We start from the raw sequence: 24,209 nt of genomic DNA on the forward strand, positions 1-24,209 counted from the left end.
CGCGCCGGTGGTTCCATCTGACCGCACCGTGCCGCCCGGTTCGGGGGGAAACCGGCAAGTCGCCGGGGCGGGGTGACGCCACCGCCAGCGGTCAGGCGCGGGCGCGGGCGGTGACCGCCCGGGCGGCAAGGCGGTAACCGGCCGCCTCTTCGTCGCGGCCCAGGGCGGCAGCCAGGTCGGCAAGGTGTCCGGCCACCGGACCGACGGTGAGCACCCCGCTGCCGGCGGCCAGTTCGTCGGCGGCCGGTCGGAGCTCGGCGGCGACGCGCTTCATCGTGGCCCGGTCGTCCAGGGCGAGCGCCGCCCGGGCGGTGACGCAGAGCCGCGCCTCCCGCAGCAGGTCGTGCGGCCCGTCCGGGAGGGCCCGCAGGGCCGCTCCGGCGGCGTCCCGGTCGCCGGCGGTGAGCAGCAGCAGCGGCCGGACCCACGGCTCGTGCGGACCCCAGTCCATGCCCGCCCAGTCCTCGCCGTCGGACCCGGGAATCGGCCGGTCGTCCCCGACGGCGTCAGCCAGGCGCAGGCCGAGCAGGGCGAGCGGGAGCAGCCCACGGGTCAGGCCCGGCATGCCGTCGGTGGGCAGCCGGTCGGCAGCCGCCCGGTACGCGTCCGCCGCCGCAGCCGACTCGCCGTCCAGCGCCAGGCGCAGCGCGGCGTACCAGCGGGTGAAGAGGCCGACCAGCGGTAGTTCGTACCGCTGGGCGAGGCGGTCGGCGGCGCGTGCGTGCGTGTCGGCGCCCGCCCGGTCGGCCAGCGCGCAGCCGGCCTGCACCCGGACGAGGTGGCCCAGCACCTCGAAGGTCACCAGTTGGTGCCGGGCGGCCAGGTCGACCAGGTCGGCACCGATCCGGGCCCGCTCACCGGCCATGCCGACCCGGTGGAAGGCGTGCATGAAGCGGGCGTTGAGCGCGAACGCCAGCAGCCCGGGGTCTCCGATGGCGCGCGCGATGGACTCGGCTTCGTCCGCCGCCCGGCGACCACGGTCGGTGGTGGTGCCGCGCAGCTCCAGCGCGAGGGTGCTCTGCAGCCGGCTGCGCTGCGCCGAGTCCTGCACGCCGAGTGCGGCCAGGGCGTGCTCGGCGGCCCGGACGATCCGCCCGGAGAGGAGGTCGTCGTCGTTGCGGGTCCAGATGGCGGGTACGTCGAAGCCGGCCAGCACCTCCCCGATCAGCCGGGGGTCGCCGACGGCCTCCGCGTCGTCGATCGCCTCGGCTCGCCGCCGCCGCGCCTCGGCCAGCCGGCCCGTCACGGCCAGCGCGCGCCCCAGGCCGAGCACCGCGCTCAGCCGCTCGCGCCGGTCGGTCCCGCCGGAACGGTCGTACGCGTCGATCGCCTGGCCCCACAGGCGGGCCGCCTCATGCGGGTTACCGCCCCTTTCCGCCTGCTCGGCGGCGGTGCGGGCATAGACCGCGGCGCGGCCGGCGGCGACCGGTCCACCGGCGCGCAGCAGGTGGTGCGCGAGCGCGGCGGGGTCGGTGGGCTGCCGTTGTCGCAACGCCTCGGCGACGGCTGTGTGCCAGGCCGCGCGGCGCGGCGCGGACAGGTCGGCGTAGAGCGTGTCGCGGACCAGGATGTGGGTGAAGCGCAGCCGCCCGTCGGGGTCCTGCTCAGTGAGGAAGCCGGCCCGCAACGCGCGGTCCACGGCGTCCAGCAGGGTCGTGGGGTCGTCGGCCAGCGTGCCGAGCACCTCGGGATCGACGTCCCGGCCGAGGACGGCTGCCTGCCGCAGCACGGTGCGGGTCGGCGCGGGTAGCTGCGCCAGCCGGTGCCGGATGACGTCGCGCACCCCCGGTGGCACCGCTGCCAGCGCCGCGCCACCCTCGGCGGCGTACAGCTGGGCCAGCTCCCGGACGAAGAACGGGTTGCCGCCGCTTCGGTGGTGGATCAGCCGCACGGTGGGCGGGTCCAGCTCCACCCCGGCGACGGTGCGTGCCAGCTCGCCGGTCGCCGGCTCGGGCAGGCCGGCGAGGTACTCCCGGACCGGCTCCAGCCCGGCGGCCCGGGCCAGGGTCGCGGTCAACGCCGGGCTGATCTCGGTGGCCCGGTAGGTGCCGAGGAGCAGCACCGGCCCGGTGGCCGGCTGCGGACCGCTGAGCAGCGCGGTCAGCAGGTCCAGGGTGTCCCCGTCGGCGCGGTGCAGGTCGTCGAGGACCAGCAGCACGGGCCCCCGGTCGGCGACCGCCGAGACCAGCGACGCCACCGCGCGCTGCCGGCGGAAACGGGCCACGGCGGGATCGCCCGCGCCCTCGGTCCCGGCGGCCACAACGGAGTCGGACGGCCCGGCGAGCGCGTCGGTGATCTGCGTCCACGGCCAGGCGGCCGGGGCACCCTCGTATTCCGGGCTGCGACCCCACGCCGTGGTCCAGCCCTCGGCGGCGAGCCGGCGGGTCAGCGTCTCGGCCAGCGCCGTCTTGCCGGCGCCCGGGTCCCCGCTGAGCAGGGCGAGGGTGGGTCGGACGTCCCGGGCGGCGGCCCCGGCGGCCTGCCGCAGCCGGTCCAGCTCCGCGTCACGGCCGACGAACGGTCGCTTCTCCACCGGCGCCGGCCCGCGCGGTCCGACGGGTCCGGTCAGCTCCGGTGCGGTCAGGGTGGCGACCACCGCAGCGGCGGGCTCAACCGGCAGGGTGAGGTGTGGCGCCTGCGCGAGGATATCGGCTTCCAGCCGCCGCAGCTCGGGCCCCGGGTCGACACCCAGCTCGGTCACCAGGACGTCCCGGGCCTGGCGCAGCGCGGCCAACGCCTCGCCCTGCCGTCCGGAGCGGTACCGGGCGGTCGCGAGCAGCCGCCAGGCGTCCTCGCGGAGCGGGTGGCTGGCGAGGTGGGCCGGCAGGTCGGCGGCGGCCTCGTCCGGCCGGCCCAACGCCAACAGCGCCTCCGCTCGCCGCTCGACGGCGAGCAGCCGCAGCTCGTCCAGCCGGTTGATCTCCGCGACCGCCCAGACCTCGCCCGCGCAGTCGGCGTACGCGGGCCCGCGCCAGAGCCCGAGCGCCTCGTCCAGCGCGGCCAGGGCCGGGGTGGGACGTCCCGCCGCCAGCAGCCGGCCCGCCTCGCCGACCGCAGCCTCGAACCGTTCGGCGTCCACCGCCTCCGGGGCGGCCCGCAGCACGTACCCCGGTGGCTCGGTGACCAGGAGCCGGGGCGGCTGCCGGGGCGGCCGGTCGGGCTCCAGTGCCCGGCGCAGGTCGGCGACGAAGGTCCGGATCGCGCCCACCGCGCCCTCCGGAGGGACCTCCCACAGGTCCTCGACCAGACGGTCCACCGGCACCACCCGGCCCCGGGCGATCAGCAGCCGGGCCAGCACCGTGCGCTGCCGGGGCCCCCTGAGCGGGACCGGGCCACGCTCGGCCGCGGCGGTCACCGGTCCCAGCACGCCGAAGGTCACCGCCACGGGTGCCGTCGGCTGCCTGGTCATGGCACCAATCTAGGCAGGTGCACGCGGCCGGCCGCAGCCGCCGGCACTGATCGGACGCTGACCGGCTGCTGACCACCACCGAGCAGGCTCGACGACGTACGGCGGCGACGGGCCACCACCCGCGCCGGCCCCGCACATCAGGAAGGTGTTCCCCCGTGGATCCCAGAATCAACGGATTCGACTACCGACGCGTCACCGTCGCCGATGGCGTGACGCTCAACGTCGCCGTGGGCGGCTCCGGGCCCGCGATCGTGCTGCTGCACGGCTTTCCGCAGACCCACCTCATGTGGCGGCACGTTGCGGCCGACCTGGCCGCCGACCACACGATCATCTGCCCCGACCTGCGCGGCTACGGCGAGAGTGACAAGCCGGTCGACACCGACGGCAACGTGTACGCCAAGCGCACCATGGGCGACGACATCGTGGCGCTGGCCGCCGCGCTCGGCCACGAGCGCTTCGCGCTGGCCGGGCACGACCGGGGTGCCCTGGTCGCGTTCCGCGCCGGCCTCGACCACCCGGAGGCGATCACCCAGCTCGCCATGCTCGACGTGCTGCCCACCCTGGACATGTGGGACGTGCTGCACGGCGCCAGCGCCTCGGTCGCCTTCCACCTGTACCTGATGGCGCAGCCGCCCGGCCTGCCCGAGGAGCTGATCGCTGGCAGCCCGGACGCCTTCTTCGGCCACTTCCTGGACATCTGGACCCGCGATCCGGAGGCGTTGCCGGCGGACGTGCGGGCCGCGTATCTGAGCGCGTCCCGGGCCGCGGTCACCTCGATCGTCGCCGACTACCGGGCGTCCGCCGGTGTCGACGTCGCCCACGACACCGCCGACCGGGCAGCAGGTAACCAGCTGCGGATGCCGGTGACCGTGCTGCAACAGGACTGGGGCGCGGCGCTCGGCTACGACGCGGCCGGGGTGTGGCGGGCCTGGGCACCGGATCTGGAGCACCGGACGGTCACCTGCGGGCACTTCATGGCGGAGGAGGCACCGGCCGAGGTGGTCCGGGCACTGCGCGCCCTGCTCGCCCGCTAACCGATCCAGCGGGCCGGCCGCCACGTCACGGCAAGTAAGATTTCCGACACTCACCGTCACCGAGCGCCATGGTGGCCGGCCCACCGACCCCTCCTCCCGGCCCGCAGCGCACAAGCCGGGCCTCCGCCCCCCAAAATGGCTCTGACCTGCGGATATGCGACGTGACACCAGGTGGACGCCAAGCGGTCACCGGTGATACACAGGCAGTAACCGGCCAGCCAACGGCGGCGAGTCGCTCATCTCCTCGACCACCGACCGTCCACACCCCGACCCAGGGCTTCCACGCGGACCGCAGGGGCCGATCAAGGCCCACCACGGCACCGCCCACCGGCCGTCGGCGGGTGACGATGGTCCCCGACCAGGGAGTTGCCGTGGGGCATCTGCGCATCCGGTCCCGGCACCAGCCGTTCGAGATGGCCGCCCTGGCCATGGCTCCCATCTGCGGTGTCCTCATGCTGCTGCTCGGCGTCCGACCCACGTCGGTCCAGATGTCCATGCCGTTGCCGATCCAGTTCGGCTGGGAGATCGGTCTGGTCCTGGTCGGTGTGGGCGGCATGCTGGGCATCCTGTGGCCCGGCCGGCTCGCCACCGGGCTCGGCATCGAGCTCGCGTCGGTCCTGGTGTTCGGCACCATCAGCGGCATGTACACGATGGCGCTGCTGGTCGTGTCGGGCCGACAGGCCACCGCGGCGGCGTCGTTCATCACCGCGCTCGCGGTCGGGTCCCTGTGGCGAGCCGCTCAGATCGCCATCGACCTACGCCGGCTGGCCCAGGCCAGCCAGTGCATAGGCGACGCACCGGTGGAAGGCGGTGTCACGTGATCTCCACACCGGCGCCCGACGCACCCCCGTGGCTGCAGGTGGCGCTCAGCGTTTTCGGCATCCTCGGCGGCACCACCGGCCTGGCCGCCATCGCCACCGTCGTGGTGCAACGCGGCAAGTTCAAGGCCGACGCCGCCGACACCCTCACCGAGGCCGCCATCACCCTGGTGCAACCACTGCAGACCCGGATCACCGAGTTGGAGGAAGAGGCGCTGAGCGCCCGATCGGAGCTGGGGGTGCTGCGCGAACAGGTCAACCAGTTGCAGTTCGTGGTCCGGGTGCTCACCCGGACGCTCGACCGGTGGCGTGCCGCGATCCGTTCGCCCGACGCCACCCTGCGCAAGGTCCGTGCGGTGGTCGCGGAGTCCGAACGGTTGCCGGAGGACCGGTGACGATCGGCTCCCGACGACCCGGATCCGTCGACCTTTCAGGTGCGACCCTGGTCGCGTAGTCGTCCGGCGAGCTCGCGCACCGCAGCCCGGAACTCGGGATCGGACTCGCCCGGCTGGTGTCCCCGCAGCGGCGGCGGCTGACGTTCCCCCGACGGCGGCACCACGTCCCGCGGGTCCCGCAGCCGCCGGTCGACCCGCGCGGCGGGGTCGGCGGGGTCCAGAGGCGGATCGCCGGGCCGGTGCGCCGCGAAGATCCAGCCGCCGACCGGGTCGGTGTCCCGCCACAGGTTCAACCACCGCCACCCGATCCGCTTCCCCACCTCGCGGAGCACCTCCTCGTTCAGGTACGCCGGGAACAGCCGGGCGTACAGGCGGTTCAGCGGGGACCCGTAGGTGAGCAGCGCGACCCGTTGGCGCACCTCCGCGGGCAGCCGCAGCACCGCGAGGGCCAGCAGCGCCGAGCCGTGGCTGTGCCCGCAGAGCAGCACCCCGGCGTGTCGCTCGGCGAGCTGGGTGATCCGATCGGCCAGCTCCGGCACCGCGCGGTCGGCGTAGCTCGGGGGTGCGAACGGGTGGGCGGCCCGGGGCCAGAAGGTGCCCAGGTCCCACAGGATCCCCACATGCCGGCGGAACCACGCCGTCCGGTAGGCGAGGATCCCACCCAACAGCAGGGCGAGCACCACGCCGGCGGTGAGGTAGCTGCCCACGGCGAGGCCGACACCGACGGCCCCAGCCGGCAGCCCGAAAAGACGCCGCGCCAACTGGTCCGGTTCGAGCCCGAACAGGCCCAGCAGGCTCGTGGTCAGGCCGATCGCCGCCAGCGCCGCGTACGTCACGGCGAGCCTTCCCAGCCACTCGGTGAACCGCGCCTGGGCGATGGCCTTCGTCACCCGCCGCAGCTGCCCGGCGGCTCCCGGCGGGGGCACCGGGAAGTCCCGGGCGGTGATCGCCGCCGCGGCCCGCCACCGGCGGCGCCGCGAGGTGAGGGTCAACGCGCCGCACAGCACCGCCGCCGCGGCCACGTGGAGGAAGAACGCCAGGATCGTCCACCGGTACGACAGCGGCGGCCCACCGTCGCCGCGGTAGCCGCCGAGCAGGTGCCCGGTCTGGTAGACCAGATCGGAGGCGAACGCGCCGGCCAGGCCGACCGCGATAGCCGCGATGACCGCCGCGCCCAGCCCACGCGCCAGCGGGGATTGGCGGTCCCCCCGGCCGTGGTGCCACAGCACCAGCCCGCTGAGCACTACCAGCAGCGTCATCTGGCCTAGCTTCGCCCAGCCTGCGATCTGGTCGTAGCCCGGCAGCCCGGCCGACGACTGCCAGTCGCGCCCGTCCAGGGCGACGGCGGCGAAGGTGGCCGCGCTCAGGCCGTACGCCAACGCCCGTAAGGTACCGGCGGTCCGGGTGGCCGCCCGCGCGGTCGACGCCCCGTCCAGCAGCCCGGGGGCGGCGAGCAGGCCGACGCAGGCCAGCAGCACCGCTCCGCCGAGCGCCAGCAGCACGGTCGTCCACGCCGTCCGGCCGCCGGTGGAACGGGCCGCGAGCAACACCACGTCGAGCACGGCGAGCGCTGCGGCCACGTGGATCGCCCGCAGCCGTCCCACCAGTGGCTCGACGGCCCACAGCGGGTTGCCGGCCGGACGGGATCGGCGGGTTCCGAGCAGGCGGAGGAAGGCGACGGCGGCGACCGGGAGCAGAGCCAGCACCGCCAGTCGCTGCCCCACCTGCCGGCCGTTGAGCTCGGTCACCGTGGTGAAGGGTGCCGGACACTGGGCGACCTCGAGACACCGCCAGGCGAGCAGGTCGAGCGCGACCCCGGCGATCGACAGCACGTACACCACGGTGAGGTTGAGCGCGAGGAGCCGGCACAGCACGGAAACACCGGGACCGCTCCGCCGGTCGACCGGTCGCATCCAGACCGCCACGTTGCTGAGCATGAACGGCAGCAGGAAGACCAGGGACAGCGTCCGGGCCACGGTGCCCGAGGGCAGGTCGCCCCACCGGTACGCCTCCAGCGTCACCCTGTCCGGGTCGGCGGCGTCGTCCGGCCGCTCGGGCACCGGGCGGTGGAAGCCGCCACTGCGGTCGCCGGCGACCTGCTGGACGTCCGCCCGGTCGAGGACACGCTCCGGTCGCGCCCCGGACACGCCGTGCACGCGCAACTCCACGATGTCGTACCGCCCCGGCCCGTCGCGGTGGCGCGGCGGCTCCGGGTGACTACCCATGCCGCCGCCGTTCAACGGCCACGCCCGCGTGGGCCGATCGGCGCCAGCGACTCCGGTCCAGCAGATCCTCGGCCGCGATCACCATCAGAAGCAGGACGGTGACGATCGCGCCGGCACCGAGCAGTGGCAGCTCCACGCTCGCGAAGCCGCCCACCACGATCATCGGCACCACGATCAGCCGGGGCCAGGACAGGCTGCCGTCGACCACCACCGAGAGCAGGATCCGCCCGAGCAGGAACAGCACCGGACCCGTGACGGCTACGGCAAGTGCGGCCGGCTCGCGCGACCTCGGGTCGGTGATCGCCAGCTCCATGCCGACCGACGTGGTCAGGACCCCGGCGATCATGACGAGGTGCAGGTAGCCGGCAAGCAGCGCGAGCCGGCTACCGGGCGGCCCGGCCGCTTCGATGGCGGCGCCCAGCCGCCCGCCGGCGGGCACCAGATAGAGCCGGGCGAGGGCCACCGCGGTCAGGAACGCCCCGGCGAACGCCAGGGTGCGCTGCCAGTCGAAGCCGGAGTCGCCGTACGCGAGGCCGGAAATCAGGATCAGCTCACCCAACGCGATGATGAAGATCTGCTGGTAGCGCTCCGAGAGATGTTCGCCGTTCACCTGGAGGTCCGGCCAGGAGCTGCGGCCGAGCCGCGGCGTCGGCCAGCCCAGTCGCGCCAGGACGTACTCCAGGACCAGGGCGAGGGTCCACAGCACCTCCCGGGCCGAGGCGACGGCCGCCCCGACCACCCACAGCACGCCGGAGGCGGCGAACCAGATCGCCACCCGGGCGGTACGCAGCTGCAGCGGGTGCCCCCGCAGGGCGGGGATCAGCAGGGCGGCCCGGCCCAGGTGGATGGCCACGTACGCGACGGCGAACACCATGGCGTGCCTGCCGAACGCGGTGGGCACGACGGCGGCCATCAGCAGCCCGCCGAACATCACCCAGAGCAGCAGGGCGACGATCAGCGGGGTACGCGGGTCGAACCAGTCCGCCGACCAGGCGGTCACGAACCACACCCACCAGATCGCGGCCAGCAGCAGGAGCACCTGGAAGGCGACGTGGAGGCTGAGGTCGTTGAGCAGTGCCCGGGACAGCCGGGTCAGCGCGAAGATGAAGGCCAGGTCGAAGAAGAGTTCCAGGAACGACGCCCGGCGCGGGTCTTCCCGCCGCTGCAGCAGCCGCCCGGGAAGCCCGTTCGCCATCGCCATCCTTCCCGGCCCCCGATGCCACCGCCGTCCCAGTCGTACCACCCGAAGGGCGGTGGCTGGGCGGGTTCCGCCGGGTCCGGGCGGATCACGGTCGTCGAGGCGGACCGTCCCCTGGTGGCGGGGTACCCCGGACCGGGCGACACCGGCTGGCGATCGGGTCGGGCTACCCGGGTTGGCCGGCGGCCGCCCGCTCGGCGACCACCACCGAGATGCCGTCGAGGACGCGTTGCAGGCCGAACTCGAAGGCGTACTCCGGCCCGTACGCGGCGCCGTGCTGCTGGCCCGCCGCGGTACCGACCCGCGCGGCGGTCGGATAGCTGCCGGCCGTCATGAACGTCTCCAGCCAGGGCGCGTGCGACTGCCACCACTGGCCGTCGGTCATGCCGGTCTCCCGCTCCAGGTCGACCACCTCGGACGCGGCACGCGCGGCGCTCTTCACGTGCCCGAGGACGAGGGTGAGTACCGCGTCCATCTCCACGTCGGTGAGCCCGATGTCGGCGATCGCGGTGAGCTCGTGGTCGTACTTGGCCAACAGGTGGGGACCGAGCACCGGCCGGGTCGTGGTCTCGGCCCGCAGCATCCAGGGATGGCGCTGGTAGAGCACGAGATTGTCCCGGGCGATCCGCTCCAGCCGGGCCCGCCAGTCCCCCGCGACGGCGGCGCGGGGCATCTCGCCGTACACCGTGTCGATCAGGACGTCGACGAGTTCGGCCTTGCCCGGCACGTAGGTGTAGACCGACATCGTGCCGACGCCCAGCGCCTCGGCGACCCGGCGCATGGTCAGCGCGTCGAGGCCCTCGGCGTCCACGATGCCGATGGCGGCCCGGACGACCCGGTCGACGCTGAGCCCCGGCCCGGCGCTGCGGCTGGTCGGCTCCCGGGTGCGCCAGAGGATGGCCAGGCTGCGGGCCGGGTCCGCCGTCGCCTTGCGCTCACTCGCCATGGTGCGGCAATCCTAACAACGCGGGCGTACGCCGTACGCCGCGCGCCGGCCCGACGATCAGTCGCCCGCCGGGGCGATCGACCGCAACCAGCGGTATCCCGCCCCGAGCGTGGCCGCGAAGGCGATCACGATGGCGTACGACCAGGCGTCCCCGCCACCGGTCAGCTCACCGAAGCGGTGCGCGAGGAAGCCGACGAAGGTGGCCATGGCCAGCCCGGTGACCGCGACGACCGCGCGGAGATCGGCCACCACCGCCGCGTACGCCCCGGCGGCGACAGACATGAGCAGCGTCCGGGCCGGCAGTTCCGCCGGGGAGAACAGCGCCCCCGCGAGCAGCGCCGCGCCGATCATGACCGCCCAACCGATCGCCACACTAATCCCGGTCGGCGTCGATCCGCCGGCCGCCGCGGTCCTCTTCTCCTGATCGACAACCACAGCACGCCTCCGGCGAGGGCGACGGCCCGTATCTCGGACCCGCCAATGGCCATATCAGCGCACCGCGGCGGGCGTCGGCGACGGCTTTCACGCGTCCGCTACGCAGATCAGCGCGATTGTGACGCCGCGTTGACGCGCAGCCGCCGGATCACACACCTTCGTCGTTGTCGCGCAGCGTCGGGCCGGCGGCGGCCGGCACCAGGTGACGAACCTCCGGTTCGCCGTCGGTCAGCTCCCGCGCCCGCTCCTCGGCCTGGCGGTCCTCGCCCGTCAACCGGCCGCCGTGCTGGCGCAGGTGCTCGCCCCAGGACGGCACCATGTACACCTCGACGAACAGGTTCGTGGTCTCGGCCGGCCGGAACAGCCCCCACCGCATCGCACCGGTCCGCTGGCGGGCACCGCGCACCAGGTCCATCGCGACCAGGAACGGCTGCGTCCGCTCCGGTCGGACGTTGTACTGCACCGTCACCACCACCGGCCCCACCCCGGGGTCCGGCTCGTACGCCAGGTGCAGTTCCGGCCAGTAGGCCGCCGGGTCACGGTTCACCGTCCGCAGGTCCGGAAGCGGCCAGATCCGACTGGTCACGGTGCCGACCAGCATCAACCCCGCCGCCGCGAGATAGGCGAGGACCAGCCCGGCCATGTCGGCCAACAGCCCCCAGACGAGCGCACCGACCGCCTGCCCACCGGCGAAGCACACCTGGTAGACGGCCAACCCCCGGGCCCGCACCCAGCTCGGTAGGAAGAGCTGCATCTCGGCGTTGACGTTGGCCAGCACCGTCACCCAGGCCATCCCGGCGGGCAGCAGGGCGAGGAGCACCAGCGGCACCACCGGTACCGCGCCGACCACGGTCAGCGAGATGGTGAACAGCACCCCGGCGATCAGCAGGAGCTGATTGGCCGACAGCCGGGTCCGGATCACGGCCAGCAGCAGCCCACCCACGATGGCCCCGACCCCGAGGGCGGCCAGCAACAGCCCGTACCCGCCGGAGCCCAGCCCGAGCCGCCGGGCAGCCACCAGCGGCAACAGTGCCCAGAGTGCGCTGGCCGGGACCACGAAGACCAGGGAGCGGCGCAGCAGCCGACGCACGGTCGGCGAGTGCTTCACGTAGCGGCCACCGGCGCGCAGCGCCGCGGCGAACCGCTCGGGCACCTCGACCGCACGAGCGTTGCCGGGTCGCCAGCGCACCAACGCGTACGTGAAGATCAGAAACGCGACGGCATTGAGCGCGAAGACCGGGGCGACACCGGTCCGCGCGATCAGCACGCCGGCCACCGCCGGCCCGACCGCCCGCGCCACGTTCACGCTGATCGAACCGAGCGCGGACGCCGCCCGCAGTTGACCCTGCGGCACCAGCTCCGGGATCACCGCCGCCCAGGCCGGCAGGGTGAGCGCCTGCCCGACCCCGAACGCGAAGGTGAGCGTGAGCAGCAGCGCCGGCGGCATCCGGTCGGTCACGGTGAGCAGGGTCAGCGCCAGCGCCACCACGACCAGGAACAGCTGCACGGCGATCAACAGATGTCGGCGGTCGAAGTTGTCGGCCAGCACGCCGGCGGGCAGCGCCAGCAGCAGCACCGGCAGCAGGCTGGCGGTCTGGACCAGGGCGACCAGGGTGGAGGCGTTGGAGTGGTGGATCAGCAACCACTGCGCGCCGACCGTCTGCATCCAGGTGCCGATGTTGGCGGCGAGCAGGGCCAGCCACAGGTTGCGGTAGGCCGCGGTCCGCAGCGGCGCCCACGCCGAGGCCGGACGGTCGGCGGGTCCGGCTGCCGCCGTCACCACCGCCCGTCCGCGCGTAGCACGCGTTCGCCGGAGACGTAGAGATCGTCGGGTTCGAGCAGCAGCAGCCGGACGACTTCGGTGGCGACCTGCTCGGGCATGGCGTACACCTCGTCCAGGAACTCGGCGCCAACCCGTTCCTGCAGGCGGGTCGGCATCGGCCCGGGATGTAGCTGCATCACCTTGATCTGGTTGCTGTGCTGGGCCTCGGCCAGCGAATCGACCAGGCTGCTGCCGTAGCTCTTGGTGGCCCGGTACACCGGGATGCCGGGCCGGGGGGCCGCCAGCGCCAGCGCGCCGATGTACACCACGTTCCCGTGGCCCTGCCGATGCAGGTGCTCCAGCACCTCCCGGAGCAGGTACGTGATGCCCAGTACGTTGATGTCCACGGCCCGCCGGATGTGCTCCACGGCGAGGTCCGCCAGGTCGCCGCCCGCCCACATCGACGCGCAGGCCGCCACCCCGTCGATCCTGCCGTAACGCCCGACCACCTCGGCGAACGCCTCACGAACCTGCTCGTAGGAGGAGACGTCGCAGAGCGCGCCGTCGCACCCCAGCTCGTCGGTCGCCGCGGCGACCTCGCCCGCCACATTGCCGAACACCACGACCTGGTGCTCGTTGACCAGCAGCCGGGCCACCGCGAGGCCGAGCCCGCTGGTACCGCCGACCACCACGAAGGTTCTGGCACCCATGTCACTCCAGCCGCCGCCAACGCAGGTCACGCGGTGCCGCGTGACGGCGCGTTCTTCCCATTTCCGGCCGCGCCACACCCGTTCCGCCCGACCTGCGGCCGGCGTCCGGGTGGCGAGGGTAGGGCTGGGCATACCTCAGAAGTGGATCTGGACGGCTGGGTCGACCCGTACGCTGGCGATTAGCGTCTGCGGCATGACCCCGGAACACCCCCGTCACCTGGCCGACGCGCTGCGCCGCCGCCGCTGGCTGATCTCCGCCTGGCCCTGGCGCGCGCTGGTCTACCTGGTCGGCACCGTGCCGATCGCCGGCGCGCTCGCCGCCGGGCTGCTCGTCATCGTCGCGCCGCTGCTGGCAGCCGTCAACGCGGTACGGCTACAGGGCCGGCCGCCCGAGATCGGGCTCATGCTGTTCCTGGCGGTCGGCAGCCTCACTCTGCTGGCGCTGGCGCCGCTCGCGAGCTTCCCGGTGGCCGCCGTCGAGCGGTGGCGGCTCGGCCTCGTGGACGGCCGACCGTTGCCCCCGTCCCGGTGGCAGGGCCTGGCTGCCCGCTACCGCACCGCCGCCGGCTGGCGGGAGGTGGCGTACCTGTTCTGGCTCGGCGGGTTCGTTCCGGTCGCGTACTGGGTGTTCCTGCTGCTGGTGCTCCTCGACCTCGGGCTGGTCGCCAGCCCCTGGCTGGCCGGCGACGCCAACGAGGTCATCGTGGTGTGGGGCACGGTGGACACCGCCAGCGAGGCGGCCCCGTACGCGATCGTGGGTGTGCTGCTCATCCCGGTGCTCTGGTACGCGGCCGGGCTGCTCGCCGCCGCCCAGGCCGCCGTGGCCCGGTGGGCGCTGGCCTGGCCGGTCGACGCGATGGCGCTGCGCGAGGTCGCCCGGTCCCGGACCCGGCTGGTCGGCGCGTACGAGGCCGAACGTCGTCGGATCGAGCGTGACCTGCACGACGGTGCGCAACCCCGGCTGACCAGCCTCACCCTCCAGTTGGGCCTGGCCCGGCTGGACGTGCCCGACGACTCCCCCGCGGCCCGCCCACTGGCCGTCGCCCACGACCAGGCTCGGGGTCTGATGGTGATGCTCCGGCAGTTGGTGCACGGCATCCGGCCGCAGACTCTCACCGACCTCGGCCTGGCCGGCGCGGTACGGGAGTTGGCCGACGCGGCCACCGTCGCGGTCACGGTGCGCACCGACCTCGACGGCGCACTGCCGGAAATTGTCGAGACCACCGCCTACTTCGTGGTGTCCGAGGCACTGGGCAACGTGGCCCGGCACGCCGGGGCGACCCGCGCCGAGGTGCGCCTCACCCGGGTCGGCGCGGATCTCGTCGTCGAGGTGTCCGACGACGGCCGCGGCGGCGCCGACCCGGCCCGGGGTACCGGCCTGACCGGCCTCGCCGACCGGGTCGCGGCTGCCGACGGTCGGCTGCTGCTGGCCAGCCCGCCCGACGGGCCCACCCTGATCCGGGTGGAGCTGCCATGTCGTCGGTGACCCGGGTGGTGCTCGCCGAGGACGAGGTGCTGCTACGAGAGGGCCTGGTCGCGCTGCTGACCCGCTTCGACTTCGCGGTGTGCGCCGCCGTCGGCTCCGCGCCGGAGCTGCTGGACGCGGCCCGCGCCCACCAGCCAGACCTGGTGCTGACCGACATCCGGATGCCACCGGGCCGGGGGGACGACGGGCTGCGCGCGGCCGTCGCGCTGCGCGCCGAGCGGCCCCAACTGCCGGTCGTGGTGCTCAGCCAGTACGTGCAGACCGGGTACGCCGCAGAGCTGCTGGACAGCGGCGACGGCCAGCGGGTGGGCTACCTGCTCAAGGACCGGGTGGCGGAGGTGACCGAGTTCGTCGACACGCTGCGACGGGTCACCGCCGGCGGCACGGCCATCGACCCGGACGTGATCCGGCAACTGCTGCACCGCCCGCGTGACCCGCTCGCCGCACTCTCGGCCCGGGAACGTGAGGTGCTGGCGCTGCTGGCCGAGGGCCGGTCCAACGCATCGATCGCCGGCCGGCTGCACGTCACCGAGGCGGCGGTCGGCAAGCACGTCGGCAACATCCTGCTGAAGCTCGACCTGCCGCCCAACGACGACACCAATCGTCGGGTGCTCGCGGTGCTCACCTACCTGCGCGCCGACCCGACCGCCTGACCAGCGCGCTGCCGCCGCTCAGGATGAGCAGTCCGGCGTGGCGCGCACCGGGCATGTCTGTCTTTCGAGCGTGATACCTGTGGGTCATATCTATGACTCACAGGTATCACCCTCAACCGAGTGATGCCCCGGATCGGGGCGGCCACTCGGTCTGCGCCGTTGTCCACCCGGGCTCGGGTCGGGCCTGACCAGCCGGGGCGTAGATTCGATCAGCGGGACTGCCGTCACCGAGACGCGGACCGGGAGACGGGAGTACGGCATGGCGGAGGCGCTGCGGGTCGGTCTGCTGGGTTACGGGCTGGCGGGCCGGGTGTTCCACGCGCCGCTGATCGCCGCGACGCCCGGGCTGCGGCTGGACGCCATCATGACCCGTGATCCGCAGCGACGCGAGCAGGCCCGGCAGCACTTCCCGGACGCCCGCCTGGTCGACGACGCCGACGAGCTGTGGCGTACGCCCGACGCGCTGGACCTGGTCGTGGTGGCGACGCCGAACCGGCTGCATGTGCCGATGGCTCGGGCTGCGGTGACCGCCGGCCTGCCGGTGGTGGTGGACAAGCCGTTGGCCCCCACCGCCGCCGAGAGTCGGGCGCTGGTCGAGGAGGCCGACCGCCAGGGAGTGCCGCTGACCGTGTTCCAGAATCGCCGCTGGGACGGCGACTTCCTGACCGCCCGCCGCCTGGTGGAGCAGGGCGAGCTGGGACGGGTGCTCCGCTTCGAGTCCCGCTTCGAGCGGTTCCGTCCGACGATCAAGCCGGGCTGGCGGGAGCTTGCCGGTCCCGAGGAGGCCGGCGGCGCCCTGTTCGACCTCGGCGCCCACCTCATCGATCAGGCGGTGCAGCTCTTCGGCCCGGTCGACCGCGTCTACGCGGAGGTGGACCGTCGTCGCGCGGGCGCCGCGGTCGACGACGACGCGTTCGTGGCGTTGACCCACGCCACCGGGGTGCACTCGCACCTGTGGATGGGCGCGATGACCGCTCAGCTCGGGCCGCGACTGCGGGTGCTCGGCGACCGGGCCGGTTACACGACGTACGGGCTCGACGTGCAGGAGGCGGCGCTGCACGAGGGCGGCCGGCCGGACCAGCCGGGCTGGGGCGAGGTCCCGCCGGAGCGGTACGGCCTGCTCGGTGTCGACGGTGACCTGCGGCCGGTGCCCACCGAGCCCGGCGCCTACCAGAGCTTCTACCAGCAGGTGGCGGCGGCGCTGCGGGATGGCGCGCCGATGCCCGTGGATCCACGGGACTCGGTTGCCACCGTTGAGCTGATCGAGCTGGCGCACCGGTCGGCGGCCGAGGGCGTGGTGCTTCCGGTTCCGGCCTCCTGACCGCGAATCGAATCTGCTTGCGGGCTTGACCCTGACGCTGCGTCAACCCTTCATGCTGACTGTCATGAGCACCCCACCTACAACCGATCGGGTCGAGCAACCCGCGATACACGTGCAAGGCCTGGAAAAGTCGTTCAAGCAGCTGAAGGTGCTGCGCGGCGTGGACATCGACGTGGAACGGGGCAGCATCTTCGCCCTGCTCGGCTCGAACGGGGCGGGCAAGACAACAGTGGTGAAGATCCTGTCCACGCTGCTCAAGGCCGACGCAGGGGCTGCCCGGGTCAACGGCTTCGATGTCGCGACGCAGGCCGCCGACGTACGCGAGTCCATCAGTCTCACCGGGCAGTTCGCGGCGGTCGACGAGATCCTCACCGGGCGGGAGAACCTCGTCCTGGTCGCCAAGTTGAGGCATCTCAAGGACCCGGGCACCATCGCGGATGACCTACTGAAGCGCTTCTCGCTGACCGAGGCGGCCGCCCGGAGGGTGGCGACGTACTCCGGTGGCATGCGCCGCCGTCTGGACATCGCCATGAGTCTCATCGGCGATCCGCCGGTCATCTTCCTCGACGAGCCGACGACCGGGCTGGACCCGGAGGCGCGCATCGAGGTGTGGCAGGCGGTCAAGAAGCTCGCCGAGGGCGGCACGACCGTGCTGCTCACGACTCAGTACCTCGACGAGGCAGAGCAGCTCGCCGACCGGATCGCGATCCTCCACGAGGGCCGGATCATCGTGAACGGCACCCTCAACGAGCTCAAGCAGCTCCTCCCACCCGCCAAGGTCGAGTACGTCGAGAAGCAGCCGAGCCTCGAGGACGTCTTCCTCACCATCGTCGGCGCCAGGACGGACAAGGAACAATGATGAACAAGCACTTCCTCGGCGACACCACCGTCCTCCTGGGACGTTCGCTGCGCCACATCAGCCGCAGCCCGGACACCATCATCACGACCGCGATCATGCCGATCGCCTTCATGCTGCTGTTCGTCTACGTCTTCGGCGGCGCGATCGAGACCGGGACCGGCTCGTACGTGAACTATCTGCTGCCCGGCATCCTGCTCATCACGATCGCCTCGGGAATCTCCTACACCGCCTTCCGGCTCTTCCTGGACATGCAGGGCGGCATCTTCGAACGGTTCCAGTCCATGCCGATCGCACGATCCTCGGTGCTGTGGGCGCACGTGCTGACCTCGCTGGTCGCCAACCTGATCTCGCTCGTGGTCGTCGTCCTCGTCGCCCTCCTCATGGGCTTCCGCACGGGGGCGGGCGTGCTGGGGTGGCTCGCGGTCGCCGGCATTCTGGTCCTGTTCACCCTGGCGCTGACCTGGATCGCCGTGATCCCCGGCCTCACCGCAAAGTCCGTGGACGGCGCGAGCGCGTTCTCGTACCCGCTCATCTTCCTGCCGTTCATCAGCTCGGCCTTCGTGCCCACCGAGTCCATGCCCGGTCCGGTGCGCGCCTTCGCCGAGCACCAGCCGGTGACCTCCATCGTCAACGCGATCCGAGACCTGTTCACCCAGCAGCCGGTCGGCACGGACATCTGGACCGCCCTCGCCTGGTGCGTCGGCATCCTCGTCGTTGCCTACATCTTCGCCAACATGTCCTACCGTCGCAGAATCTCCTGAACCGGCGTCGACCGGTCTGGGCGAGTTGAGGGCAGGATCAGAGCATGCTGACGATCGGTCAACTGGCGGAGTACGCCGGCGTCACAGTGCGGGCGGTGCGGCACTACCACCAGATCGGACTACTGCCCGAGCCGGAGCGGGATGCCTCGGGTTACCGGCGGTATGGCGCAATGGCAGTCGTGTCCCTCATCAAGATCCGCACCCTCGCCGACGCAGGCGTGCCCCTGTCGCAGATCAGTCGGATGCTCGAAGCCGACCCGTCGACGTTTGCCGAAGTTGTCGAGAGAATCGACAGCCACCTGCGCGACGAGATCGAACGGCTGGAGACCAGCCGCAAGCAGATCGCGCAGCTCGCTGCCGGGGACAGCCTGGCGCTCCCACCGGAGGTGACCTCCTATCTCGATCGGCTTCGGGAGATGGGGGTGTCAGAGCGAGTGGTGGAGTCCGAACGGGACGGGTGGATCCTGGTTGCGGCGCGCTGGCCGGATCGGATCCCCGAGGTGATGTCCGGAAAATTCGCGATGCTCGACGACCCGCAGATCGTTCGGCTCTATCGGGTCCTGTCGGAGATCCTCGACTGCGACGCAGGCGACGACCGGCGTCTCGAGGAAGCCGCCGACATCATGGCCGGCCTGGCCGAGCAGGCATACGCCTCCGGTGAGGCCGGCCTCGGCGACCTGGGGCACGACGATCTACCGTTTGACCTTCTGGACGCACTTGCCGTCGAGTCCGACCCGCGGACGGAGCGGATGGTGGAACTGATGCGCGAGCGTGGCTGGACCGGTTGGAACCGGATGGAGCGGCTGGCAGAGCCGCCCGACTGACCTATTCGGCATCCTCGTCGGTAGGGGCCTCGTCCGGCTCCCGGGCGTCCTCGTCGGTCAGCGCGTCGTCGGACCCGTCGGACCGGTCAGACCGGTCGTCGAACACGGCGAGCCGACGCTGGGCCTCCCGCGCCTCCTCGTCGATCTGAGGGCTCTCCTCATCGGGCTCCTGCGACATGGGCGACGACCTCCATCGGGCGGGTGCCTACCCTCTCCTGGTACCCCGCCTGGCGCGGCGGACACGGCCGACAGGGCAGGAACCGCGCTCAGTCGGCCAGGTAAGGCCGCAGACCAGCGAAGGGCAGCCGTTGGCGCTTGTGGCGGAGGTCGCCTCAGTCATGGTCCAGAAGCAGTGACCCGCACCCTGGCACCGTCAGGGGGAGTCGAACACCGGGCCGGCCGATGACCGCGCCGGGCTGGTGCCCGGGCGCGTCGCCGGCCCGGCCCGGTGCCGGATCAGCGCTTCAGTTCGCGCCAGGAAGGGTGGGTGCCGCGCCAGGCGTCGGCGAGGATGGCCGCCGAGGCCCGGCTGGGGCACTGCTGCACCCGCTCACGACCCGACGCCCCACCGATCTGGGCGCGGACCTCCCAACCCTGCCCGTCAGTACGGATGTACACGTCCCGACGCCCGCGTGGGGTCGTGTCTCCGTTCCACCAGTGCTCCTCCACCATCATTCGCCGACCGTATAGCAATTCGCCGGCCAGGGGTACGGCACAGGTGGGCTGCAACCGTGGCAAAAACCGCAATTCAGTCACATTTCCGGCCGCCTGCTGACGAGGAAGGACCGTACCGGCGGTTTCCTCCCATCCTGAGCAACGAAACAGGCCACGGATCAGACGCTGCCTGCGCCCGCACTCACCCCTGCGCGGTGAGCAGGTAGTCGTCGGCTTCGGGGCTCCACCGTAGGTCGACCGCGCCACTGGTCGCGGCGGCCTTGCAGAACTGGAGGAAGCTGCGGTAGCCGAGCTTCTTCTCACTGAAGTCGGGGCGGGCCCTGCGCAGCTGGTTCTTCAGCCCGGACAGCGCCACCGGATTGCCGCCGCTGCCGAGCTCCGCCACCACGCCACGGAGCAGGCCGAAGGCGACCTCCCGGTCACCATGCTCGGGCAGCGAGACCTCGGGGTCGCCCTTCGCGGGGCCTTCGGCCAGCTCGACCACGTTGTGCCCGGCGAGGTGGCGCAGCAGTTCACCAAAGGTGCGGAACCCGTAGTCGGACTCGCTGAACGTCGGGTCCTTGCGCAGCAGCGTGCGCTTGAGCCGGGAGGCGGTCACCTCGCCGCTGGCGCTGCCCTGCAGCCCGGCCACCGTCTGGGCCACCAGCACGGCGAGGGCATCCACGTCCCGGCCGGGCTCCTCCCCCGCCGGCCGACGCTCCGCCTCCGGCTCCCGTTCCCGCTCCGGCGCCACCTGCTCGCGCTCCGGCTCGGGCGGTCGCTGGTCCGGGCCGGGCTGCCGCACCGGACGGCCGCGCCGGCTGCTGGTCGGCGGGATGTCCACACCCTCCAGCCGGTCGTAGTAGAGGAACTCGTCGCACGCTGGCGGGAGCAGCGCCGAGGTCGACCCCTCGACCCCGACGCCGATGACCCGCTTGTTCAGCTCGCGGAGCTTGTGCACCAGCGGGGTGAAGTCGCTGTCGCCGCTGCAGATCACGAAGGTGGAGATGTAGTCGCGCTCGAAGGCCAACTCGATCGCGTCCACCGCCATCTTGATGTCGGCCGCGTTCTTGCGGGAGGCGCCCATCCGCTGTGGGATCTCGATCAGCTCGACGTGGGACCGGGTGAGCATCCGGCGGTCCTCGTCGAAGTACGACCAGTCGGCGTACGCCCGCCGCACCACCACCCTCCCCCGCTCGGCCAGCGCGTCGGCGATGGGCCGGAAGTCGAAGTCCGCGCCGGCACGGTTGTCGCGCGCCCCCAACGCGAGGTTCTCGTAGTCCAGGAAAAGGGCGATCCGGTCTTCTTGATCCACGTCGGCCAGCCTACGCCCGGGGTCACCTGGCCGGGCCCAGGTGACGCACGACACGTCGGTTCGCTGCCCGTTCAGTTCTTGCGGGCAAACTGTCGCTTCTTTTCGTTGTTCGATTGGTGTCTTGCAGCACAGTGTTCGGTGCTGCATCATGACGATCAATGTCGGGCGTCGGGGGAGCGCCGGGCAACCTCCACCACCACCCACACAGGAGGGTCACCGATGTTTCGGAGCATCATGCCGGCGCGGGGACGCCCGGGCCGATCGGTCGCCACCGCAGTCGCGCTCGCGACCGCCCTCACCACGCTGGTCGGCGGGCCCACCGTGGCCGTCGCCGGTCCACCCACGCCCTCCGGAGCGGCGCCGGTGGTCACCCGGGCCGCCCTCGACCCGGCTCTGGTCGCCGGGCGCGGCGCCGACGTCGACTTCGTCGAGCAGGAGGCGGAGAACGCCCGCACCAACGGCGAGATCATCGGTCCGGACCGGTCCGCGTACACACTGCCCGCGGAGGCCTCCGGCCGTCGGGCCGTCCGGCTCACCCCGGGCCGGTACGTGGAGTTCGTCCTGCCCAGCGCCGCGAACGCCATCACCGTGCGGTACAGCATCCCGGACGCGCCGCAGGGCGGCGGGATCACCGCACCGCTGGGCGTCGCGGTCAACGGCAAGCACCTGCGCAGCATGACGCTGACCTCGCAGTACTCGTGGCTCTACAACCAGTACCCGTTCTCCAACGACCCCCAGGCCGGGCTGTTGCACCCGGACTGGTGGATCACCGAGTGCTCGTGCGTGCCGTCGGCCACCACCCCGTACCCGACCATCAGCACGCCGTTCCGGCCCACCCACTTCTACGACGAGCAGCGACTCCTGCTCGGGCGCACCTACCGGGCCGGTGACCGGATCCGGCTCACCGCGCCGGCCGGCAGCGCCGCCGCCTGGACCGTCATCGACCTGCTCGACTCCGAGCTGGTCGCGCCGCCGCGCATCCGGCTGCTCGCGGCCAACGTGCTGGCCTTCGGCGCCGACCCGACCGGGCGGCGGGACTCCGCCGATGCCCTGGACAAGGCCATCGCCTTCGCCCGGCGCACCCACCTGAAGGTGTACATCCCGCCGGGCACCTACCAGGTCAACCGGCACATCATCGTCGACGACGTGACCATCGAGGGCGCCGGCAACTGGTACACCATCATCAAGGGCCGGGAGGTCGCCCTGCCCACGCCCGCGCCGGACGGCTCGGTGCACACCGGCGTCGGCTTCTACGGCCGGGACGCCGCCGACGGTGGCAGCCGGAACGTCCACCTCTCCGGCTTCGCCATCGAGGGCGACGTCCGGGAGCGCATCGACACCGACCAGGTCAATGCGATCGGTGGGGCGATGAGCAACTCGACCATCGACGGGCTCTACCTGCACCACACCAAGGTGGGCCTCTGGTTCGACGGGCCGATGACGAACGTACGCGTCACGAACAACATCATCGTCGACCAGATCGCGGACGCGCTCAACTTCCACACCGGCGTGACCAACTCGCTCGTCGCGCACAACTTCGTGCGCAACACCGGCGACGACGGCCTGGCGATGTGGTCGGAGAAGACAGCCAACACGCGGAACACGTTCGACCACAACACCGTGCAGTCGCCCACGCTGGCCAACGGCATCGCCATCTACGGCGGCACGGACAACACCGTCTCGCACAACCTCATCGCCGATCCGGTCCGCGAGGGCAGCGGCATCCAGGTCGGTTCCCGCTTCGGCGCGGAGCCGTTCACCGGGCACCTCTGGATCACCAACAACACCACCGCCCGGGCCGGCACGTACGAGCTGAACTGGAACATCGGCCTTGGCGCGATCTGGTTCTTCGCCCTGGACCGGAGCATCGACGCGACCATCGAGGTGGCCGGCGACGCGTACCTCGACAGCACGTACAACGCGATCATGCTGGTCAGCGACTGGCCGGTGAAGGACCTCTACTCGATCACCAACGTGCACTTCCGGGACATCCGGGTCGACGGCACCGGCACCTCGGTGGTCAGCGCCCGCACGGCCGGATCGGCCTCGTTCGCCAATGTGGACGCCCGCAACGTGGGGGCGGTCGGCGTCAACAACTGCGGGTCCTTCCACTTCACCCCGGCCGGATCGGAGTTCGCGTTGACCGACCTCGGCGGCAACGACGGTGGCTGGCTGGCCCCGTGGCTGCTGCCCAACACCATCACCTGCGACGACCGGCCACCGGTCTCGCCGCCGCCACCCCCGGCGCCCTGGTGAGCGCGGCGGGCGGCCCGAGCAGTCGGGCCGCCCGCCGTCCGTCAGCTGCCCAGCCGCTGCCGGGCCAGGAACTTCGGCACCACCATCCGCCACGCCTCGGTGACCAGCTCGGTCATGTACCCGTGGTCCAGTCGCGCGGTGTGGCAGCACACCCAGTGGAAGCGCAGGTCGGTCTCTCCTGGCAGGAAGAACAACTCCGGCTCGGCGGCGACCAACCCGGCCCGCTCCTGCTTCGGGAACCCGAAGCCCATCGTCGCCTCGTCTCGCGAGAACGCGACATAGACGATCGACCCGACCCGGAACTTCACCCGGTCCCGGATCAGGTGTTCGCTGCTGCGCGGCAGCGTCCGGGCGAGGGCTCGCACGTCGGCGACGGTGACCACGCCCCGACCGTAACGGCCGGCCGGCCCGTCCGTCGACCCGCGACGGGCGGACCGGGCCGCCGTGACGTCAGCGCGGCCGGGCGTACGCCAGCGGCACGCTCGTCGGCTGCCCGTTCCAGGTGCCGAGCAGGGTGGCCTCGGAGGCAGCGGCGTCCCCGCCCTCGGGCCGGCGGACGACGACCAGCTCGACGGAGTCGGTGACGATCAGCGTGGTGTCCTCGTCGACCACCCGCCGCACGGCGCCGACCGGTGCCACGTCGGCGTCCCCGGCGCCGCTGGCGGCGATCGTCATGGTGGGCTCGCGCAGTTCGCGCCGACCGTCGACCTCGATGTACTGCTCCGCCTGACCGGTGTCGGCGAGGATCGCCTGGGCCAGCGCCGTGGCGTACACCGGGTCGGCGCAGCCGTCGTACACCCAGCGCGGGCCGAGCACCGAGTGCTCGGTGGTGCCCACCAGCCAGTCGTCGGCGCCATCAAGGGGCGCGGCACGGTAGGTGAGCGGGACCTGGTGGACCGGCCCGTCGGCGGTGCCGACCAGCATCGTCTCGATGCCGACCTCGCCGGCCGGGTCGTCGAAGCGGTAGGCGCCGCGGCTCAGCACCTCCACGCCGGCCGGCCCGTGGTACCACGGTCGGCCGGGCAGCCAGGTCGCCAGCAGGTCGAGCTTCGAGGGGCGCAGAGTCGCCCGGTGCAGCAATGCCATGCCGCCAGCCTAGGGACGGCCTACCGGCCGGCCACCCCCGGGTCGGGGCCGCCCACCGTCGG

Annotated in this window: 22 protein-coding genes; 10 read left to right on the forward strand and 12 right to left on the reverse strand. The window is 72.6% G+C overall.

Translation table 11 applies throughout. From position 1 onward, the window contains the following. Positions 1–91: 91 nt before the first annotated feature. Positions 92–3,409 (reverse strand): BTAD domain-containing putative transcriptional regulator, encoded by a 3,318-nt coding sequence (locus tag ABZV00_RS18155; protein ID WP_355607472.1) that lies wholly within the window; start codon positions 3,407–3,409, stop codon positions 92–94. Positions 3,410–3,564: 155 nt separating this feature from the next. Here ABZV00_RS18155 and ABZV00_RS18160 point away from each other — a divergent pair, with 155 nt between their 5' ends. The 3 genes from ABZV00_RS18160 (at position 3,565) to ABZV00_RS18170 (ending at position 5,656) form a co-directional block, all read left to right on the forward strand. After that, positions 3,565–4,443: an alpha/beta hydrolase gene (locus ABZV00_RS18160; protein WP_355607474.1), complete on the forward strand. Its 879-nt coding sequence runs from the start codon at positions 3,565–3,567 to the stop codon at positions 4,441–4,443. A 371-nt stretch (positions 4,444–4,814) separates the two neighbouring features. Continuing rightward, complete coding sequence (locus ABZV00_RS18165) at positions 4,815–5,264, forward strand: hypothetical protein (protein ID WP_355607477.1); 450 nt, start codon at positions 4,815–4,817, stop codon at positions 5,262–5,264. Next, a complete protein-coding gene (locus ABZV00_RS18170; protein WP_355607479.1) occupies positions 5,261–5,656 on the forward strand; it encodes a hypothetical protein in 396 nt (131 codons plus the stop codon). Before ABZV00_RS18165 ends, ABZV00_RS18170 begins: the two co-directional genes overlap by 4 nt. A gap of 35 nt (positions 5,657–5,691) precedes the next feature. Here ABZV00_RS18170 and ABZV00_RS18175 read toward each other — a convergent pair whose 3' ends face one another. The 6 genes from ABZV00_RS18175 to ABZV00_RS18200 form a co-directional block, all read right to left on the reverse strand. Then, positions 5,692–7,881 (reverse strand): hypothetical protein, encoded by a 2,190-nt coding sequence (locus tag ABZV00_RS18175; protein WP_355607482.1) that lies wholly within the window; start codon positions 7,879–7,881, stop codon positions 5,692–5,694. Next, the gene (locus ABZV00_RS18180) at positions 7,874–9,076 is read right to left on the reverse strand and encodes a low temperature requirement protein A (protein ID WP_355607485.1); all 1,203 of its coding nucleotides are present in this window, start codon (positions 9,074–9,076) and stop codon (positions 7,874–7,876) included. The genes ABZV00_RS18175 and ABZV00_RS18180 overlap by 8 nt, the downstream gene beginning before the upstream one ends. 169 nt (positions 9,077–9,245) lie before the next feature. Beyond that, complete coding sequence (locus ABZV00_RS18185; RefSeq protein ID WP_355607488.1) at positions 9,246–10,025, reverse strand: TetR/AcrR family transcriptional regulator; 780 nt, start codon at positions 10,023–10,025, stop codon at positions 9,246–9,248. A gap of 57 nt (positions 10,026–10,082) precedes the next feature. Beyond that, a complete protein-coding gene (locus tag ABZV00_RS18190) occupies positions 10,083–10,397 on the reverse strand; it encodes a hypothetical protein (protein WP_328425531.1) in 315 nt (104 codons plus the stop codon). 211 nt (positions 10,398–10,608) lie between these two features. Continuing rightward, positions 10,609–12,240 (reverse strand): MFS transporter, encoded by a 1,632-nt coding sequence (locus ABZV00_RS18195; protein WP_355607491.1) that lies wholly within the window; start codon positions 12,238–12,240, stop codon positions 10,609–10,611. Next, positions 12,237–12,932 carry an SDR family oxidoreductase gene (locus ABZV00_RS18200; RefSeq protein ID WP_328425527.1) on the reverse strand — a complete coding sequence of 232 codons (696 nt, stop codon included), beginning with the start codon at positions 12,930–12,932 and terminating at the stop codon, positions 12,237–12,239. Before ABZV00_RS18200 ends, ABZV00_RS18195 begins: the two co-directional genes overlap by 4 nt. 193 nt (positions 12,933–13,125) lie before the next feature. Here ABZV00_RS18200 and ABZV00_RS18205 point away from each other — a divergent pair, with 193 nt between their 5' ends. From ABZV00_RS18205 to ABZV00_RS18230, 6 genes are all read left to right on the forward strand, one after another. Beyond that, complete coding sequence (locus ABZV00_RS18205) at positions 13,126–14,418, forward strand: histidine kinase (RefSeq protein WP_355607494.1); 1,293 nt, start codon at positions 13,126–13,128, stop codon at positions 14,416–14,418. Then, on the forward strand, positions 14,406–15,071 hold the full coding sequence (locus tag ABZV00_RS18210; RefSeq protein ID WP_355607497.1) for a response regulator transcription factor: 666 nt from the start codon (positions 14,406–14,408) through the stop codon (positions 15,069–15,071). The genes ABZV00_RS18205 and ABZV00_RS18210 overlap by 13 nt, the downstream gene beginning before the upstream one ends. 259 nt (positions 15,072–15,330) lie before the next feature. Then, positions 15,331–16,392 carry a Gfo/Idh/MocA family oxidoreductase gene (locus ABZV00_RS18215; RefSeq protein ID WP_355607500.1) on the forward strand — a complete coding sequence of 354 codons (1,062 nt, stop codon included), beginning with the start codon at positions 15,331–15,333 and terminating at the stop codon, positions 16,390–16,392. Positions 16,393–16,456: 64 nt separating this feature from the next. Then, positions 16,457–17,251, forward strand: coding sequence for an ATP-binding cassette domain-containing protein (locus tag ABZV00_RS18220; RefSeq protein ID WP_355607503.1), 795 nt, complete (start codon positions 16,457–16,459; stop codon positions 17,249–17,251). After that, positions 17,251–18,012: an ABC transporter permease gene (locus ABZV00_RS18225; protein WP_355607506.1), complete on the forward strand. Its 762-nt coding sequence runs from the start codon at positions 17,251–17,253 to the stop codon at positions 18,010–18,012. The genes ABZV00_RS18220 and ABZV00_RS18225 overlap by 1 nt, the downstream gene beginning before the upstream one ends. Positions 18,013–18,056: 44 nt before the next feature. Further along, positions 18,057–18,836, forward strand: a complete 780-nt coding sequence (locus tag ABZV00_RS18230; RefSeq protein ID WP_355607509.1) for a MerR family transcriptional regulator — start codon at positions 18,057–18,059, stop codon at positions 18,834–18,836. Between the two features lies 1 nt (position 18,837). Here the strand turns inward: ABZV00_RS18230 and ABZV00_RS18235 are convergent, their stop codons facing one another. From ABZV00_RS18235 to ABZV00_RS18245, 3 genes are all read right to left on the reverse strand, one after another. Then, complete coding sequence (locus ABZV00_RS18235) at positions 18,838–19,014, reverse strand: hypothetical protein (RefSeq protein ID WP_355607512.1); 177 nt, start codon at positions 19,012–19,014, stop codon at positions 18,838–18,840. A gap of 278 nt (positions 19,015–19,292) precedes the next feature. Next, the gene (locus ABZV00_RS18240) at positions 19,293–19,511 is read right to left on the reverse strand and encodes a hypothetical protein (RefSeq protein WP_252419515.1); all 219 of its coding nucleotides are present in this window, start codon (positions 19,509–19,511) and stop codon (positions 19,293–19,295) included. A 181-nt stretch (positions 19,512–19,692) separates the two neighbouring features. Then, positions 19,693–20,805 (reverse strand): NYN domain-containing protein, encoded by a 1,113-nt coding sequence (locus ABZV00_RS18245; protein WP_328425508.1) that lies wholly within the window; start codon positions 20,803–20,805, stop codon positions 19,693–19,695. Positions 20,806–21,024: 219 nt separating this feature from the next. Between ABZV00_RS18245 and ABZV00_RS18250 the strand changes: the two genes are divergently transcribed. Then, positions 21,025–23,061, forward strand: a complete 2,037-nt coding sequence (locus ABZV00_RS18250) for a glycosyl hydrolase family 28-related protein (protein ID WP_355607515.1) — start codon at positions 21,025–21,027, stop codon at positions 23,059–23,061. A 41-nt stretch (positions 23,062–23,102) separates the two neighbouring features. Here the strand turns inward: ABZV00_RS18250 and ABZV00_RS18255 are convergent, their stop codons facing one another. Next, on the reverse strand, positions 23,103–23,444 hold the full coding sequence (locus tag ABZV00_RS18255; RefSeq protein WP_355607518.1) for an MmcQ/YjbR family DNA-binding protein: 342 nt from the start codon (positions 23,442–23,444) through the stop codon (positions 23,103–23,105). A 67-nt stretch (positions 23,445–23,511) separates the two neighbouring features. Next, positions 23,512–24,147 carry a hypothetical protein gene (locus ABZV00_RS18260; protein WP_355607520.1) on the reverse strand — a complete coding sequence of 212 codons (636 nt, stop codon included), beginning with the start codon at positions 24,145–24,147 and terminating at the stop codon, positions 23,512–23,514. Between the last annotated feature and the right edge of the window lie 62 nt (positions 24,148–24,209).

It is taken from the genome of Micromonospora sp. NPDC005173, assembly GCF_040608515.1.
Classification (GTDB): Bacteria; Actinomycetota; Actinomycetes; order Mycobacteriales; family Micromonosporaceae; genus Micromonospora.